Below are 16,497 nucleotides of genomic sequence, written 5' to 3'. Positions count from 1 at the left end.
TCGGTGGACACGCGGTCGTGTTTCGGCCGTGTTTCCACTCCGCGATAGCCCGCTTTCGCGTGTTAGAACAGCCGGGTGCATCTGACGCCGCATGAACGGGACAAGCTCCTCGTGCACGTCGCCGCTGACGTGGCGCGGCGGAGGCTCGAACGCGGGGTGCTGCTCAACTACCCCGAGGCCGTCGCGTTGATCACCGACCACGTGCTGGAAGGCGCGCGGGACGGCCGCACGGTCAGCGAGCTCATGGAGAGCGGCCGCACGGTCCTCGCACCGGAGCAGGTCATGCGCGGCGTGCCGGAGATGATCGACTCGGTGCAGGCGGAGGCGACCTTCCCGGACGGAACGAAGCTCGTCACCGTGCACCACCCGATCGCGCCGTCAGCAGGTCCGGCGCCGGGTGAGGTGGTCGTCGGCTCCGAGCCCGTCGAGCTGAACCCGGGACGGCCGCGCGTGACGATGGTCGTCGTGAACGTCGCCGACCGGCCCGTCCAGGTCGGGTCGCACTTCCACTTCGCCTCGGTCAACACGGGGCTGTCCTTCGACCGCGAGGCCGCGTTCGGCTACCGCCTGGACATCCCGGCGGGCACGGCCGTGCGGTTCGAGCCGGGCGTCGAGCGCGAGGTCACGCTGGTTCCGCTGGCAGGCTTGAGGATCGTCAGGGGGTTGCAGCGATGATCGACCGCGAGCGTTATGCCGAGCTGCTCGGGCCGACGGTCGGCGACCGGATCCGGCTCGCCGACACCGACCTGTTCATCGAGGTCACCGAGGACCGTTCGCGCGGTGCCGGCTCCGGCGACGAGGTGATCTTCGGCGGCGGCAAGGTGATCCGCGAGTCGATGGGCCAGGGCGTCGCGACCCGTGCCGAGGGTGCTCCCGACCTGGTCATCACGGGTGCGGTGATCCTCGACCACTGGGGTGTCGTCAAGGCCGACGTCGGTGTGCGGGACGGCCGGATCGTCGCGATCGGCAAGGCCGGCAACCCGGACACGATGGACGGCGTCCACCCGTCGCTGGTGATCGGTCCGTCGACGGAGATCCTGTCCGGCAACGGCAAGATCCTGACCGCGGGCGGCATCGACTGCCACGTCCACTTCATCTGCCCGCAGATCGTGGACGAGGCGCTGGCGTCCGGGCTGACGACGTTGATCGGCGGCGGCACCGGCCCGGCGGAGGGCACGAAGGCCACCACCGTCACGCCGGGAGCCTGGTACCTCGACCGCATGCTGACGTCGATGGACCACATGCCGATCAACGTCCTGTTGCTGGGCAAGGGGAACACGGTCTCGGTCGAAGGCCTGCGGGAACAGCTCGTGGGCGGTGCCGGCGGCTTCAAGTTGCACGAGGACTGGGGCACCACGCCTGCGGCGATCGACGCCTGCCTGCGGGTGGCGGACGAGTCCGGTGTCCAGGTCGCGATCCACACGGACACGCTGAACGAGGCCGGGTTCCTGGAGTCCACTGTGGACGCCATCGGTGGCCGGTCGATCAACGCCTACCACTCCGAGGGCGCCGGCGGCGGGCACGCGCCCGACATCATCCGCGTGGTCTCGCTGCCGAACGTGCTGCCGTCGTCCACCAATCCGACGCGTCCGCACACCATCAACACGCTCGAAGAACACCTCGACATGTTGATGGTCTGCCACCACCTCAACCCGTCCGTGCCGGAGGACCTGGCGTTCGCGGAGTCGCGGATCAGGCCGACCACGATCGCGGCCGAGGACGTGCTGCACGACCTGGGCGCGATCTCGATGATCTCGTCGGACTCGCAGGCGATGGGCCGCGTCGGCGAGGTGATCATCCGGACCTGGCAGACCGCGCACGTGATGTCGTCGCGTCGTTCCCTGGACTCGAACCTGCGGGCTCAGCGCTATGTCGCCAAGTACACGATCAACCCCGCGGTGGCGCACGGGATCGCGTCCGAGGTCGGGTCGGTCGAGGTCGGCAAGCTGGCCGACCTGGTGCTGTGGGAGCCCAAGTTCTTCGGCGTCCGGCCGTCGGTGGTGGTGAAGGGCGGGTTCATCGCGTGGGGCGCGATGGGTGACGCGAACGCCTCCATTCCGACGCCGCAGCCGGTGTGGGCGCGGCCGATGTTCGGTGCGACGGCTGGTGCGGCCTCGTCGGTGTTCTTCGTCGCGCCGGAGGCGATCGAGGCCGGGATCGGGGAGCGGTATTCGCGGCGGGTGCTGCCGGTGGAGTCGACGCGGTCGGTGACCAAGGCCGACATGGTGTTGAACGACGCGATGCCGGACGTCCAGGTCGATCCGGACAGCTTCGCCGTGCACATCGACGGTGAGTTGGTCGAGCCTTCGCCGGTCGCGGAACTGCCGATGGCACAACGGTATTTCCTGTTCTGATGCTGACCGCGCTGATCCTCGCCGACTCCCGGTTCCCCGGTGGTGGCCACGTGCACTCCGGTGGGCTGGAGGAGGCTGCCGCGCGCGGGTTGGTCGTGGACGAGCCTTCGCTGCGGTCGTTCCTGCACGGGCGGTTGCTCGGTGCCGGGCTGTTGGCCGCCGGGTTCGCGGCTGCTGCGGCTCGTGGCGAGGATCTTGATCTGTTGGACGCGGAGCTGGACGCTCGTACGCCTTCTCCTGCTCAGCGTTCGGCGTCGCGGGCGCAGGGGCGGGGGATGCTCCGGGCGGCTCGCCGTGCCTGGCCCTCTGCCCGGTTGGAGGCGTTGCCTCGCGACCCGCATCAGCCGTTGGTGATCGGAGTGCTGGTCGGTGAGGCTTATGAAGCTGCTCTGACCTGCGCCTATCTTGCTGTCAGCGGGCCGGCGTCGGCGGCTGTGCGGTTGCTGGGGCTGGATCCGTTCGGGGTCAACGCGATCGTGGCTTCGCTTGCTGTGGAAGACGTTGCTTCGCAGGCCTGCAAGGAACTGCCTGCGTTGGGTTCGCCTGCCTTGGATCTTCTGGCCGAGGCACATGTTCGACGTGAAGGGGTGCGTCTCTTTGGGAGCTAACCACGGGCCCGACCCGCATGATCACCACCACGGAGCCGCGCCGCGCATCGGCATCGGCGGGCCGGTGGGGAGTGGCAAGACCGCGCTGACCGCTGCTTTGTGTCGCGCTTTGGGTTCTCAGTTGGAGTTGGCGGTCGTCACCAACGACATCTACACGACCGAGGACGCGGACTTCCTGCGGCGGGCCGGGGTGCTGGACCCGTCGCGCATCGAGGCCGTGCAGACCGGGTGCTGCCCGCACACCGCGATCCGGGACGACATCACCGCGAACCTCGACGCGGTGGAGCGGTTGGAGCACCGGCACTCGTCGTTGGATCTGGTGATCATCGAGAGCGGCGGCGACAACCTGACCGCGGTGTTCTCGCGCGGGCTGGTCGACGCGCAGATCTTCGTGGTCGACGTGGCCGGCGGGGACAAGGTGCCGCGCAAGGGTGGGCCAGGAGTCACGACCGCTGACCTGCTGGTCATCAACAAGATCGACCTCGCGCCGTACGTGGGCGCGGACATGGACGTGATGATCTCCGACGCGCACCGGATGCGCGGGGAGCTGCCGGTCATCGCGCAGTCGTTGGTCGAGACGCCGGACGCGCCTGAGGTCGCGAAGTGGGTGCTGGCCCAGCTGTGACGGCGGTGGAGGCGGTTCTGTGAAGGCGTCGGCTCGGCTCGTGGTTTCGTTGGACTCGCACGGCAACAGTGTCGTGCGAGTTCTGCGGTCGATGACACCGTTGACATTGGTGCCGCACCGGCGGGTGGGGCCGGTTGCCTTGGTGCACCTGGTTTCCTCGGTGACGGCACCGTTGGGCGGCGATTCGTTGTCCCTGACCGTCGAAGTCGGTCCTGGAGCCTCGCTTGAGCTTCGAGGTGTTGCGGCGACTCTGTTGCTGCCTGGCTCGTCCGGTGCGGTTTCTTCGTCCGTCGTGCGGTTCTTGGTCGAGGGAACCGTGTCCTACCTGCCGGAACCGACGGTCGTGACGAGCCGTGCGCGCCACACCGCAGTGGTGGAGGCCGAATTGGACGGTCACGCACAGTTGCGAACCCGCGAGGTCCTGGTGCTCGGCCGGGCCGATGAGAAGCCGGGCACGTTGTCCTCGACGGTGCGCGCAACCCGTTGTGGCAAGCCGTTGTTGCACCAGCAGCTGGTCGTCGGTGACCCCTCGGTCGACGCGTCGTCCGCCGGGCTGGCGGGCAAGCGGGTCGTCGGCACCGAGGTGGTGCTGGACTCGGTGGAGCGCGGTTCGGACGGCGGGGAGTGGTGGAGCGTCGTTCCGTTGGCAGCAGGCGGAACCCTTGCCACCGCACTGGGTGATGACGTGGTCACCGTCACACGCGTGCTCGATGCCATCTGACTCGATCACGGACTCGATCCAGAACTGTTCTTTGCACGGACAGTCACCGTTCAGGTGGTGGTCATCACCGCGCAGGCGGTTTCGGTATCCGTTCGCCGTGCGTATGGTCGCGGGTCCAGGGACCACGAGTTCTGCCGCCGCTTGGAGGTTCGCCGATGACGGAGACCACGAACATCGCACTACCGGCGATGCGCGTGTCCTACGAGCAGGGCTCGCTCAGCGAGTCGGAGCTTGCCGCCACCTGGCACGAACAGCTCCAGCTGTGGCTGGACGACGCGACCAACGCTGGTCTTGCCGAGCCCAACGCCATGGTGCTCGCGACCACCGACGTGAAGGGCCGGCCTTCGTCGCGGACCGTGCTGGCGAAGGGGCTGGACGTACGTGGGCTGGTGTTCTTCACCAACTACACGTCCAACAAGTCGCACGATCTGATGGCTACTCGCTACGCGTCGGCCACGTTCCCGTGGTTCGCGATGCAGCGGCAGGCGCATGTTCGTGGGGTTGTGGAGAAGGTCGGGCCGGTGGAGACCGCCGAGTACTGGAACTCCCGGCCCCGTGGGTCGCAGATCGGGGCCTGGGCTTCGCCTCAGTCCCGGGTTGTCACTGGGCGGTCCACTTTGGATTCTGCTCTGCACAAGATCGAGCGGCAGTTTGCCGATACCGAGAAGATTCCTGTGCCGCCGCATTGGGGTGGGTGGCGGATTCGGCCTGAGGAGGTCGAGTTCTGGCAGGGGCGGCGGGATCGGATGCATGATCGGCTGCGGTTCCGGGATGGTCGGGACGGGTGGTCGTTGGAGCGGGTTGCTCCGTAGGGCTTTTGCGGATGGGGCGTCTCCTGTGGGCGGGAGGCGCCCCTTTTGCGTGTCCGCGGGTTTGTCGGGTGGTCACCGTGCGGGCGGCGACGTTGCGGTTGCGTGCTTCCCCTGGGGGCTCTGCCCCCAGACCCCCGGCAATCTGATCGGGGGGTGGCGCCGCCTGCGGGTTGATGGCACGCCTGTTGCTTTGGGCGGCTGCCTGTTTCGTAGTTGGGGTGCGTTGGCGGTGGGGTCCCGTCACGAGCCGCACCAAGAGCGGGCCACATGCAGGTAGGGGTGTCAACTCGACGAAAAGCGTGTCGAGTTGACACCCCTACCTGCATGCAGCAAGAGCTATGGCGCGACTCGTGACGGGACCCCACCGCCTGGCTCGCTCGGTAAGGACGGCTCGCCTTCGGCTTCGCGGTGAGTGGGCGTGGCGGTGAACCTGACTGGTTACTCAGGCGTCTTCAGGCTGCGGAGAATGTCCGATCCCGGCTTCGGCATACTGGGATTTCAGCAACAGCTAGCTACGAGGTGCGATTTCACGTGTGCGGAGTGCTCGGACTCATCTGTTCCACCGAAGCAGCTGCGGTCTCCGCGCGCGCCTCTGTGGCCGCAGCACTGCGCTGCCAGCGGCACCGTGGGCCCGACGAGCAGGACACCTGGGCTGACGCCGAGGTTGTCTACGGGTTCAACCGGCTTGGTTTTATCGATCTTGAGCACTCGCATCAGCCGCTGGTGTGGGGGCCGCCGGAGAACCCGACGCGGTACACGTTGAACTTCAACGGCGAGATCTACAACTACAAGGAGCTTCGCGCGGAGCTCATGCGGAAGTTCGGCGCGCAGTTCAAGACCAAGGGTGATGGCGAGGCCATCGTTGCTGGTTATCACTACCTTGGGGCTGACTGGGTCAAGATGTTGCGCGGCATGTTCGCGTTCATGATCTGGGACGCGCAGGAGCGGGTTGTCTTTGGCGCTCGCGATCCGTTTGGGATCAAGCCGTTGTACTGGGCCGCTGGGCCCGGTGGGGTCGGGTTCTCGTCCGAGAAGAAGAGCCTGTTGCAGCTCACTGGGATTCTCGGGATCAGTCAGGAGCTCGATCAGACTGCCTTGCAGCACTACCTGGTGTTGCAGTACGTGCCTGAGCCCGAGTCGCTGCACAAGGCGATTCGGCGGGTGGAGTCCGGGACGTCGTTCAAGGTGTCGCCGGGTGGGCAGGTGCTGTTCAACCGGTACTTCAAGCCCGTGTTCTCGCCTCGGCCGGTCAACGGGGCGCACGAGGCTGAGGCGCTGCACGAGCGCATTGCCGAGGTGATGCGTGACTCGGTGGCCAAGCACATGATTTCTGACCCCGATGTCACTGTCGGCGCGTTTCTCTCTGGCGGGATCGACTCCACGGCCACGGCTACGTTGGCGAAGCAGCACAACCCGAACCTCATCGCGTTCACCAGCGGGTTTGATCGTGATGGGTACTCGGAGGTCGATGTTGCCGCGGAGACTGCGGCGGCCATCGGGGTGCGGCATGTCGTTCGGACCGTGTCTGCCGACGAGATGATGGAGGAGCTGCCGCTCATCCTCTGGTACCTCGACGACCCGGTGGCGGACCCGGCGTTGGTGCCGTTGTACTTCATCGCGAAGGAAGCGCGTAAGTACGTCAAGGCTGTGCTGTCTGGCGAGGGTGCGGACGAGCTGTTCGGCGGGTACGTGATCTACCACGAGCCGTTGTCGTTGGCGCCCTTTGAGAAGGTGCCTGGCGGCGTTCGGAAGTTGATGGGCGCTGTGTCCAAGTCCATTCCGGAGGGTGTGCGCGGCAAGGACCTGTTGCGGCGTGGGGCGCTTCGGCTGGAGGAGCGGTACTACGGCAACGCGCGCAACTTCAGTGATGCGCAGGTGCGTGCGGTGTTCCCCGGGTATGTCGAGGGGATTGGTTTCCAGGACGTCACGGCGCCCTGGTACCGCGAGTCGGAGGACTGGGATCCGGTCGCGCGCATGCAGCACATCGACCTCTACACGTGGTTGCGCGGCGACATCCTGGTCAAGGCCGACAAGGTGACCATGGCGAACTCGATCGAGCTGCGGGTGCCGTTCCTCGACCCCGAGGTGTTCCGGGTCGCGTCCGAGGTGCCGCTCGACCAGAAGCTGACCGAGGGTACGACCAAGTACGCGCTGCGCAAGGCGTTGGCGAAGATCATTCCGGCGCACGTGCTGAACCGGCCCAAGCTCGGGTTCCCGGTGCCCATCCGGCACTGGTTGCGCGCTGAGATGTACGACTGGGCTCGCGGGATCATCAACGACTCGCAGACCGGCCACCTGCTCGACAAGAACGCGGTGCTGGACCTGCTCGCCGAGCACAAGTCCGAGCAGTTCGACCGCAGCCGGCAGCTGTGGAGCGTGCTGTGCTTCATGATCTGGCACGGGATCTTCGTCGAGGGCCGGATCAGCCCGAAGGTGCCGGAGCCGGTGTACCCCGTCCGTCTCTGATCACTGCTGAGTGGTCTTGGCGACACATCCACGTAAAAGGCTTGTTAGTTGTCATAGGCTAACCAAGTGGCCACTGTGGGGAGAAGCGCGCGCTCGACGTTCGTGATCGACACTCGTCCGTTGAAGATCGTCGCGTATCGCCGGTTGTGGCTCTCCACGATCGTGACGGCGGTGGGCTCTCAGCTCACCGCCGTTGCTGTGCCCAAGCAGGTCTACGACCTCACCGGCTCGTCCGCGTGGGTCGGCATCGCCGCTGGTGTGGCGCTTGTTCCGCTGCTGGTCTTCGGGCTGTGGGGCGGCGCCGTCGCGGACACGGTCGACCGGCGCAAGCTGCTGCTCGTCACGAACATCGGCATCGCGGTCTCGTCGGTGCTGCTGTGGGCGCAGGCGGCGATGAACATCGGCTCGGTGTGGCTGGTGATCGCGTTGCTCGGCCTCCAGCAGGTGTTCTTCGCGGCCAACGCGCCTGCTCGGTCGGCGTCGATCGCCCGGTTGGTCCCTGCGGAGCTGTTGCCGTCGGCTGGTGCGCTCGGGTCGACGGTCATGCAGTTCGGTGCGGTGCTCGGGCCGTTGCTCGCGGGTGCGTTCATGCCGATCGTCGGGCTGTCGACGTTGTACCTCGTGGACGCGATTGCTCTCGTTGTCACCGTCTACGCGGTGTGGAAGCTGCCCGCGATGCCTCCGCTCGACGGGGTGGTGCGGCGTGCCGGGCTGCGGGACGTGCTCGACGGCTTCACGTACCTCTGGGCGCAGAAGGTGCTGATGGCGAGCATGTTGCTGGACATCATCGCGATGGTGTTCGGCATGCCGCGGGCGCTGTTCCCGGAGATGGCCCAGCACACGTTCGGCGACCCGGCCGGTGGTGGGTTCGCGCTCGGCGTGCTGTTCGCGGCGATTCCCGTCGGCGCGGTGATCTGTGGACTCACGTCCGGGTGGATCTCGAACGTCAGTCGGCACGGTGTCGCGCTGACCTTGGCCGTTGTCGGGTGGGGTCTCGCGATCATGGGCTTCGGTCTCGCCGGGTCGCTGTGGGTCGCGGCGGCCTTCCTGGCGCTGGCGGGTGCGGCGGACATGGTGTCGATGGCGTTCCGCGGCGCGATCCTGCAGTCGGCCGCGACGGACGAGATGCGTGGACGGATGCAGGGCGTCTTCATCGTCGTCGTCGCGGGTGGGCCGCGCATCGCGGACCTGTTGCACGGCACGGGTGGCGCGGCGTTCGGCACGGCCGCGGCGGTGTCGGTCGGTGGTCTGCTGGTGGTCGTGGCGAGCGTTGCGATGGTGGCGGTGCTGCCGGCGATCTGGCGCTACCGATTCAGTTCCGCGAGCTGATCTCGGCCGGGTTCGGCTCGGCGATCTTCACATCGCCGCCCCAGTCGGAGAAGCGGGCCTCGTCGACGATCTGCACGCCCTGGAACTGGGTGACGAACGTGATGCGGACCGGCAGACCGTTCTCGTCCAGCTCGATCTCGCCGGTGGAGCCGGGGACCTTCTGGTCGAGTGCGAGCTTGACCTCGGCGCGCAGGCCCTCGTCCTTGAGGGTGTCGTAGGCCTTCTGGTAGTCGACGGCGATCGAGTAGCGCGTGTGGCCGTTGATCTCCGCGGTCAGCTTGAGATCGCCGCCCGCCTCCATCACCGGCAGGTGGTACGTCGTGAAGGCGGCCTGCTGGTAGACGACGTCGTGGAAGCCCAGCACCGTCGTGGTGAAGTCGTCGTCGGCCTTGCGGTCCAGCTTCACCCACGGCTTGTCGGCGGGCAGGCCGAAGACGGTGGCGGGCAGCTTCACGAACGCGGTGTCCTTCGTGGTCGAGACCAGCCGGAGCTCGACGGGTTCGCCGTCGGTCTGCACGGGACGGGTGGTGGTCGCGTCCATGCTCGGGACCTCGCTGCCCAGTCGTATCGAGCCGCTGGACGGTGCCCGCACGCCGCCTCCCGTGGGCGGTGGCGTGACGCTGAAGCGGTAGGACCCCTTCTCGTTGATCGACTTGGTCACCGCGGCCAGGATGCTCTTCACATCGCGGTGCTGGGAGGTGTTCTCGGCAGGCGTCGGGGACGAGCAGGCGGTCAGCGTCACGGCGGCGACGATCGCGAGTTTCAGTCGAACTCCCATGCGGGAATTGTTACACCAATTGGGTGAGGTAGGCGTCCGTTCGTGCTGGTGGCCAGGCAAAACGGGCACAATCTTCGGGCATGGCTGAAGCGACTCCACAAACGGAGCAACCAGAGCTACATCGGGCAATCGGCCCGAAGCTGCTGCTGTTCTTCGTCGTCGGCGACATCCTCGGGACCGGCATCTACGCCCTCACCGGCAACGTGGCAGGCAAGATCGGCGGCGCACTCTGGCTGCCCTTCCTGCTCGCGTTCGTGGTGGCGTTCCTGACCGCGTTCAGCTACCTCGAACTGGTCGGCAAGTACCCCAGAGCCGCCGGTGCCGCGCTGTACACGAACAAGGCGTTCAAGATCCACTTCTTGACGTTCATGGTCGCGTTCGCGGTCATGTGCTCCGGCATCACCTCGGCGTCGTCGGCGGCCCTCGCCTTCGGCCGCACGTACCTGCGGCAGCTGCTGGTGGAGTTCTTCGACGTCGCGCTCAGCCCGGAGTCGCTGGCGATCACCGGCATCGCGATCGTCTTCATCGCGGCGCTGGCGATCATCAACTTCCGCGGCGTGTCCGAGTCGGTCAAGGCCAACGTGGTGCTGACCTGCATCGAGCTGTCCGGTCTGGTCATCATCATCCTGATCGGCGCGTGGGCCGTCATCAACGGCGACGGCGAGCCCGGCAGGCTCACCGACATCCACGTCCCGTCCGGCAGCAACGTGATGCTCGCGGTCACCTCGGCCACCGCACTCGCGTTCTTCGCGATGGTCGGCTTCGAGGACTCGGTCAACATGGCCGAGGAGTGCCGCAACCCGGTCAAGATCTTCCCGCGCGCGATGCTGTGGGGCATGGGAATCGCGGCCCTGATCTACGTGCTCGTCGCGATCACGTCGTCGCTGCTGATCCCGGCCGACGAGCTCGCGAAGGCCGGCAGCAGCGCGTTGCTGAAGGTCGTCACCGTCGGCGCGCCCGGCTTCCCGCTGTGGATCTTCGCGCTGATCGGTCTGCTGGCCGTCATCAACTCGGCCCTGATCAACATGCTGATGGCGTCGAGGTTGTTGTACGGCATGGCGAACGAGAAGATCATCCCCTCGTTCTTCGGCGCCGTGCACCCGTTCCGGCGCACGCCGTGGATCTCGATCGTCTTCACGACCGGCGTCGCGGTGATCCTGGTGTCGACCGCGGACATCGGCAAGCTCGGCGGCACGACGTCGTTGCTGCTGCTGATCGTCTTCACCATCGTCAACGTCGCGTGTCTCGTGCTGCGCAAGGAGGAGTCGGAGCACAAGCACTTCCGGGCGCCCACGTGGGCGCCGGTGCTCGGCGCGATCACGTGCGCGTACCTCGCGATCCCGTGGACGTCCGGGCGTCCGATGGACGACTACAAGATCGCGGGCTGGCTGCTGCTGGCCGGTCTGGTGCTCTGGGGCATCAACCGCGTGCTGCACGGCAAGGTGGAGACCCACCCGGAGAACCTCGGCAAGTAGTTCTCAGTCGAGCAGGTGTTTGAGGAACCGGTCCGGCTCACCCAGGAAGTTGCGGGTGAGCCGGACCGGTTCCGCTGTGTCGTAGTCGATCTCGTCGATCGTGTCGGTGATCTCCAGGATCGTGGCGTTCGGCGCCGCGAGCAGGATCGGCGAGTGCGTGGCGATGATGAACTGCGAACCCTCTTCGACGAGCTCGTGCATGCGCCGCAGGACCGTGAGGCAGCCCTTGACGGACAGCGCGGCCTCCGGCTCGTCCAGCACGTAGAGACCCTTGCCGCCGAACCGGTGTGTCATCAGGTCGATGAAGCTCTCGCCGTGGGAGCGCTCGTGCAACGACTTTCCGCCGTACGACGCGTGGATCCCCTCGCCGATCCGGTCGATCTCGGTGGCGACGTTGTAGAACGACTCGGCGCGCAGGAAGAAGCCCGTGCGGGGTTTTCTGGTGCCCCAGCTCAGGATCAGGTAGTCGCCCAGGGACGACTCGGTCGCCTTCGTCGCGAAGCGGAACGACTGGGTGCCGCCCTCGGCGTTGAACCCGGCCGCCACCGCGATCGCCTCGACCAGCGTGGACTTGCCCGCGCCGTTGTCGCCCGTCAGGAACGTGATGGGGCGCTTGAGCTCCAACGGGTGCCTGATCAGGTCCTGGACGACCGGGAGCGTGAACGGGTAGCGGTGCGTGTCGTCGACCTGGTCGAGGCGGATCCGGTGGATGAACGTCACGCCAGCCGCGCCAGCTCGACCGGGTCGTGCGCGCAGAACACCTCGACCTCGCCCTGGGCCTTGAGCTCCCTGAGTCGTTCCACATTGGACAGACGCTGCTCGCGGATCGTCTCGGTCTGCTTGGCGGTGAGCTTGAGCGCGAAGATGTTGCTGGGCGGCGTCTCGACCTCGCCGCGGTAGAAGTACGCGTCGCCGGCGTGCAGCAGCCAGCCGTCGTCGCCCTTGACCGCGATGCCCGTGTGGCCTCGGGTGTGGCCGATCAACGGCACCATCAGGACGTCCTCGGGCAGACCGGGGATGGCGCTGACGGCCTCGAAGCCGAACCAGTCTTCGCCCTCGGCCCGGTGGGTCTCGAACGTGACGCCCTCGCGCTGCGCCTTCGGGTACCGGGCCCGTTCCTTGGTGCCCTTGGGGTTCGTCGCGGCTTCCAGTTCGGTGTCCAGCACGTGGACCGTGGCCTTGGGGAAGTCGCGGAGCCCGCCCGCGTGGTCCAGGTCGAGGTGGGTCAGCAGGATGTGCCGGACGTCGTCGGCCGTGTAGCCGCGCTGCTCGACCTGGCTGATCGCCGTCTCGGTGATGTCGAGCGCCGGCTTGAGCAGCGCGCGGCTCAGCGGGTCGATCGTCGCCTTCGGGTCGCTCACCTCGTGCGTGCCGAAGCCCGTGTCGACGAGGGTCAGGCCCTGGTCGGTCTCGATCAGCAGGCAGTGGGCCACGATCCCGCCCGCGACCAGGGGCGGCCTCATCGTGGCGCAGTTGAGGTGATGAACCTTCATGGGCAAATCCTTCCGCTGGCCCCGTAGGCTTCAGCCTCATGTTGGGGATCTCGTACGAGGGTGCCACCGCCGTGATCACGACTGTAGGCGCGGGCCTTCGGTCTTTCGAGGTGGACGGTGTTCCGTATGTGGAGACATTCGGCGAGGACGAGAAGCCGCCGATGAGCGCCGGAGCCGTGCTGGTGCCCTGGCCCAACCGGACCGCGGGTGCGTCCTGGGTGCTGGGCGGGGTCCGGCAGCAGCTCGAGGTCACCGAACCTGCGCGCGGGAACGCCATTCACGGGCTGGTGCGGCGGCGGCCGTGGGCCGTTCTGGAGCACACCGGGTCGTTGGTGTCGTTGCGGGCGCTGATCGAGCCTCAGGCCGGATGGCCTGCCGCTTTGGACGTCACGGTGTCCTATGCGCTCGACGATCGCGGACTGACTGTCACGCACGGGGTCACGAACGTCGGGGATGTCGCCACGCCGTTCGGTGTCGGCACGCATCCCTATCCACGGGCCGGGAACGCTTCGACCGACTCGTGCACCTTGACGCTGGCGGCGACGACCGTGCTGCCGTTGGACACCGAGCGGATGGTGCCTTCCGGGCCGGCCGTGCCGGTGGAGGGGACCGAGTTCGACTTCCGGGAGGGGCGGGGGCTCGACGGGGTTCGGCTCGACACGCCGTTCGGCGGGTGCGAGCCGGGTGCGGACGGGCTGGTGCACCACACGCTGTCCTCAGCGGACGGTGTGGTCGAGGTGTGGGCGGATCCGGCGTTTCGGTGGGTTCAGGTCTACACGCCCGATTCGTACCCCGGCCGAGGCCGGGCGGTCGCCGTCGAGCCGATGACCTGCCCGCCGGACGCTCTGAACTCCGGCGTGGACCTGATCTGGGTCTCTCCCGGGGAGTCCTGGGGTGCGCGGTGGGGGATTCAGTCGCTGGTCTCGTAGGGGGCTGTTCGCGGCTGTTGTGGGTGGTTGGCTTGCGGGCGGCGGCTTTGCGGGTGGTTGGCTTGCGGGCGGCGACCTTTGCGGGTGGCTGGCTTGGGGGCCGCGGGTTTGTCGGGTGGTCACCTTGCGGGCGGCGACCTTGCCGGGTGGTCACCTTGCGGGCGGCGACCTTGCGTTGCGTGCTTCCCCTGGGGGCACTGCCCCCAGACCCCCGGCAATCTGATCGGGGGGTGGCGCCGCCTGCGGGTTGATGGCACGCCTGTTGCTTTGGGCGGCTGCCTGTTGCGTAGTTGGCTTGCGTTGGCGGTGGGGTCCCGTCACGAGCCGCACCAAGAGCGGGCCACACCTGAGGAGGGGTGTCAAACGGACGAAAAGCGTGTCCGTTTGACACCCCTCCTCAGGTGCAGCAAGAGCTGTGGTGCGACTCGTGACGGGACCCCACCGCCCTGACCGCGCGGTAAAGACGGCTCGCCTTCGGCATCGCGGTGGGTAGTAGGGGTGGCCGACGGCCCTGCTAACCGTTAGCGTTGCTAACCATGAACATCGCGATCACCGGGGGCTACGTCGTGCCCGTCGACGGCGAGCCCGTCGAAGGCGGCACTGTCCTCATCCAGGACGGGAAGATCGTCGCGGTCGGTGCTGACGTCGACATTCCGGACGGCGTCGAGGTCGTCGACGCGGACGGGGCCTGGGTGCTGCCCGGCTTCGTCGAGGCGCACGGGCACATCGGTGTCCACGAGGAGGCCGAAGGGTGGGCCGGCCAGGACACCAACGAGATGACCGATCCCGTCGGCGCCCGGATGCGGGCGCTCGACGCGATCAACCCCGCTGACCTCGGGTTCGGCGACGCGCTCAGCGGCGGTGTCACGACCGCGGTGATCAAGCCCGGCTCCGGCAACCCCATCGGCGGGCAGACCGTCGCGGTGAAGTGCTGGGGGCGGACCGTCGACGAGATGCTCGTCAAGGAACCGGTCAGCGTGAAGAGCGCGCTGGGCGAGAACCCGAAGCGCGTCTACGGCGAGAAGGGCAAGCTGCCGTCCACCCGGCAGGGCGTCGCGGCGGTCATCCGGGACGAGCTGACCAAGGCGCAGGACTACCTGGCCAAGAAGGCCGAGGCCGAGGCCGACGGCAAGGCGTTCGACCGCGACACCACGCTGGAGATCCTGGGCAAGGTCCTCTCCGGCGAACTGCCCTGGTGCCAGCACGCGCACCGGGCCGACGACATCGCCACGGCGATCAGGTTGTCCGAGGAGTTCGGCTACAAGCTGATCCTCAACCACGGCACCGAGGGCCACCTGATCGCGGACGTCATCGCGGACAAGCAGATTCCGGTGATCATCGGGCCGCTGTTCACCTCGCGGTCCAAAGTGGAGCTTCGGCACCGGGGGCTGCGCAACCCCGGGATCCTGGCGCGCGCCGGGGTGGAGCTCGCGATCACGACGGACCACCCCGTCGTGCCGATCAACTTCCTGGTGCACCAGGCCACGCTGGCGGTGAAGGAAGGACTGGACAGCGACGTCGCGCTGCGGTCGATCACGACGAACCCGGCGCGGATCATGGGGCTGGACGACCGGGTCGGGTCGCTGAAGCCCGGACTGGACGGCGACGTGGTGATCTGGTCCGGCGACCCGCTCGACGTGATGAGCCGCGCGCTGCACGTTTTCGTGCAGGGGCGCGAGGTCTACACGTGGGACGAGGCGAAGGGTGAAGGGGCCGTGGCCGACCCCTTCTACCGGGAGGGCTAGCGCAGTCCTCGGCCGATGACGAGGCGCTGGATCTGGTTGGTGCCCTCGAAGATCTGCAGGACCTTGGCCTCGCGCATGTAGCGCTCGACCGGGAAGTCGCGGGTGTAGCCCGCGCCGCCGAGCACCTGAACGGCGTCGGTCGTCACCTTCATCGCCGCGTCCGTGGCGATGAGCTTGGCGATCGACGCCTGCTGGCGGAACGGAAGGCCGCGGTCGCGGCGCCGCGCGGCCGAGATGTAGGTGGCACGCGCCGACTCGACGGCCGCCGCCATGTCCGCCAGGAGGAACTCCAGGCCCTGGAACTCGATGATCGGGCGGCCGAACTGGGTCCGGGTCTTGGCGTACGCCACTGCCTCGTCGAGGGCGGCCTGCGCCAGGCCCACCGCGCAGGCCGCGATGCCGAGCCGGCCGGAGTCCAAAGCGGACAGTGCGATCTTGAGGCCGTCGCCCTCGTTGCCGATCAGGCGGTCGGTGCCGAAGCGCACGTCGTCGAACGACAGCTGCGCGGTGATGGAGCCGGTCAGGCCCATCTTGCGTTCCGGCGTGGCGGCGACGATGCCCTGGGCCTCGCCGGGGGCGAGGAAGCAGGAGATGCCGCGCCCCGCGTCGGGGGACGTGCGGGCCATCAGGGTGTAGAAGTCGGCGGCGCCGGCGTGGGTGATCCACGCCTTGGTGCCGTTCACGACGTACTCGGAGCCCTTGCGGACGGCCCGGGTCGACATGGCCGCCGGGTCGGAGCCCGCCTGGACCTCGGACAGGGCGTAGCCGCCGAGCAGTTCACCTTCGAGCATCTCGGGCAGCCAGCGGTCCTGCTGTTCGCGGGTGCCGAAGGTGGCCAGGCCGTAGCAGGACATCACGTGCACGGAGAGGCCCACGGCGACCGTCATCCACGCCGAGGCGACCTCTTCCAGTGCCTGGAGGTAGACCTCGTAGGGCTGCTCGCCGCCGCCGAACTCCTCGGGGTACGGCAGGCCGAGCAGACCGGACCTGCCCAGCAGGCGGAACGCGTCGCGGGGGAACTTCTCGTTCTCCTCGGCGTCTGCGGCGTGGGGCTTGAGTTCGTCCCGCGCGATCTCCCTGACCAGCGCGATCAGGTCCTCGGCCTCTTGTGTGGGGAGCAACCGCTCGGCGGGCATCGTCGACCTCCGGTGTGTACTGGTAG

Annotated in this window: 15 protein-coding genes; 11 read left to right on the top strand and 4 right to left on the bottom strand. The window is 67.6% G+C overall.

The features are described from left to right. Nucleotides 1-75: 75 nt before the first annotated feature. The 8 genes from BM417_RS40535 (at nt 76) to BM417_RS40500 (ending at nt 8,915) form a co-directional block, all read left to right on the top strand. Nucleotides 76-675, top strand: coding sequence for an urease subunit gamma (locus BM417_RS40535; RefSeq protein ID WP_090065402.1), 600 nt, complete (start codon nt 76-78; stop codon nt 673-675). Continuing rightward, the gene (locus BM417_RS40530) at nt 672-2,354 is read left to right on the top strand and encodes an urease subunit alpha (RefSeq protein WP_093605420.1); all 1,683 of its coding nucleotides are present in this window, start codon (nt 672-674) and stop codon (nt 2,352-2,354) included. The genes BM417_RS40535 and BM417_RS40530 overlap by 4 nt, the downstream gene beginning before the upstream one ends. After that, nucleotides 2,351-2,962 (top strand): urease accessory protein UreF, encoded by a 612-nt coding sequence (locus BM417_RS40525; RefSeq protein WP_177320888.1) that lies wholly within the window; start codon nt 2,351-2,353, stop codon nt 2,960-2,962. The genes BM417_RS40530 and BM417_RS40525 overlap by 4 nt, the downstream gene beginning before the upstream one ends. After that, a complete protein-coding gene (ureG, locus tag BM417_RS40520; RefSeq protein ID WP_322789017.1) occupies nt 2,952-3,587 on the top strand; it encodes an urease accessory protein UreG in 636 nt (211 codons plus the stop codon). Before BM417_RS40525 ends, ureG begins: the two co-directional genes overlap by 11 nt. 91 nt (nt 3,588-3,678) lie before the next feature. Next, entirely contained in the window at nt 3,679-4,308 is a 630-nt protein-coding gene (locus tag BM417_RS40515) for an urease accessory protein UreD (RefSeq protein ID WP_093605514.1), read from the top strand. Nucleotides 4,309-4,463: 155 nt separating this feature from the next. Next, nucleotides 4,464-5,120 carry a pyridoxamine 5'-phosphate oxidase gene (gene pdxH / locus BM417_RS40510; RefSeq protein ID WP_093605417.1) on the top strand — a complete coding sequence of 219 codons (657 nt, stop codon included), beginning with the start codon at nt 4,464-4,466 and terminating at the stop codon, nt 5,118-5,120. Between the two features lie 531 nt (nt 5,121-5,651). Continuing rightward, nucleotides 5,652-7,586, top strand: a complete 1,935-nt coding sequence (asnB, locus tag BM417_RS40505) for an asparagine synthase (glutamine-hydrolyzing) (protein ID WP_093605416.1) — start codon at nt 5,652-5,654, stop codon at nt 7,584-7,586. A gap of 66 nt (nt 7,587-7,652) precedes the next feature. Beyond that, nucleotides 7,653-8,915 carry an MFS transporter gene (locus BM417_RS40500; protein WP_245822625.1) on the top strand — a complete coding sequence of 421 codons (1,263 nt, stop codon included), beginning with the start codon at nt 7,653-7,655 and terminating at the stop codon, nt 8,913-8,915. On the opposite strand, the gene BM417_RS40495 is transcribed toward BM417_RS40500, so the two are convergent. Beyond that, complete coding sequence (locus tag BM417_RS40495) at nt 8,899-9,693, bottom strand: hypothetical protein (RefSeq protein WP_093605415.1); 795 nt, start codon at nt 9,691-9,693, stop codon at nt 8,899-8,901. The two genes, BM417_RS40500 and BM417_RS40495, sit on opposite strands and share 17 nt — an antisense overlap. 80 nt (nt 9,694-9,773) lie before the next feature. Between BM417_RS40495 and BM417_RS40490 the strand changes: the two genes are divergently transcribed. Next, entirely contained in the window at nt 9,774-11,168 is a 1,395-nt protein-coding gene (locus BM417_RS40490; protein ID WP_093605414.1) for an APC family permease, read from the top strand. Nucleotides 11,169-11,171: 3 nt separating this feature from the next. Here the strand turns inward: BM417_RS40490 and BM417_RS48830 are convergent, their stop codons facing one another. Together BM417_RS48830 and BM417_RS48825 are read right to left on the bottom strand one after the other, a co-directional pair. Beyond that, nucleotides 11,172-11,888, bottom strand: coding sequence for an AAA family ATPase (locus BM417_RS48830; RefSeq protein ID WP_218164718.1), 717 nt, complete (start codon nt 11,886-11,888; stop codon nt 11,172-11,174). Beyond that, the gene (locus BM417_RS48825; protein WP_218164717.1) at nt 11,885-12,661 is read right to left on the bottom strand and encodes an MBL fold metallo-hydrolase; all 777 of its coding nucleotides are present in this window, start codon (nt 12,659-12,661) and stop codon (nt 11,885-11,887) included. The genes BM417_RS48830 and BM417_RS48825 overlap by 4 nt, the downstream gene beginning before the upstream one ends. 38 nt (nt 12,662-12,699) lie before the next feature. Here BM417_RS48825 and BM417_RS40480 point away from each other — a divergent pair, with 38 nt between their 5' ends. Together BM417_RS40480 and BM417_RS40475 are read left to right on the top strand one after the other, a co-directional pair. After that, nucleotides 12,700-13,590, top strand: coding sequence for an aldose 1-epimerase family protein (locus tag BM417_RS40480; protein ID WP_093605413.1), 891 nt, complete (start codon nt 12,700-12,702; stop codon nt 13,588-13,590). A 536-nt stretch (nt 13,591-14,126) separates the two neighbouring features. Beyond that, on the top strand, nt 14,127-15,335 hold the full coding sequence (locus BM417_RS40475; protein ID WP_093605412.1) for an amidohydrolase: 1,209 nt from the start codon (nt 14,127-14,129) through the stop codon (nt 15,333-15,335). Here BM417_RS40475 and BM417_RS40470 read toward each other — a convergent pair. Next, nucleotides 15,332-16,471 carry an acyl-CoA dehydrogenase family protein gene (locus BM417_RS40470; protein ID WP_093605411.1) on the bottom strand — a complete coding sequence of 380 codons (1,140 nt, stop codon included), beginning with the start codon at nt 16,469-16,471 and terminating at the stop codon, nt 15,332-15,334. The two genes, BM417_RS40475 and BM417_RS40470, sit on opposite strands and share 4 nt — an antisense overlap. Nucleotides 16,472-16,497 lie beyond the last annotated feature (26 nt).

Origin of the sequence: Lentzea waywayandensis (assembly GCF_900115955.1) — a bacterium.
Lineage (GTDB): Bacteria > Actinomycetota > Actinomycetes > Mycobacteriales > Pseudonocardiaceae > Lentzea > Lentzea waywayandensis.
The sequence above is the reverse complement of the archived record's forward strand: the minus strand, read 5'-3'. Positions and strand labels throughout refer to the sequence as shown.

Excerpts from the sequence above, each read along its gene's own strand:
- pdxH (WP_093605417.1), top strand. The coding sequence starts at position 4,464 with ATGACGGAGACCACGAACATCGCACTACCGGCGATGCGCGTGTCCTAC.
- BM417_RS48825 (WP_218164717.1), bottom strand. The coding sequence starts at position 12,661 with ATGAAGGTTCATCACCTCAACTGCGCCACGATGAGGCCGCCCCTGGTC.
- BM417_RS40490 (WP_093605414.1), top strand. The coding sequence starts at position 9,774 with ATGGCTGAAGCGACTCCACAAACGGAGCAACCAGAGCTACATCGGGCA.
- BM417_RS40530 (WP_093605420.1), top strand. The coding sequence starts at position 672 with ATGATCGACCGCGAGCGTTATGCCGAGCTGCTCGGGCCGACGGTCGGC.
- BM417_RS40515 (WP_093605514.1), top strand. The coding sequence starts at position 3,679 with ATGACACCGTTGACATTGGTGCCGCACCGGCGGGTGGGGCCGGTTGCC.
- BM417_RS40470 (WP_093605411.1), bottom strand. The coding sequence starts at position 16,471 with ATGCCCGCCGAGCGGTTGCTCCCCACACAAGAGGCCGAGGACCTGATC.
- BM417_RS40480 (WP_093605413.1), top strand. The coding sequence starts at position 12,700 with ATGTTGGGGATCTCGTACGAGGGTGCCACCGCCGTGATCACGACTGTA.
- BM417_RS40495 (WP_093605415.1), bottom strand. The coding sequence starts at position 9,693 with ATGGGAGTTCGACTGAAACTCGCGATCGTCGCCGCCGTGACGCTGACC.
- BM417_RS40475 (WP_093605412.1), top strand. The coding sequence starts at position 14,127 with ATGAACATCGCGATCACCGGGGGCTACGTCGTGCCCGTCGACGGCGAG.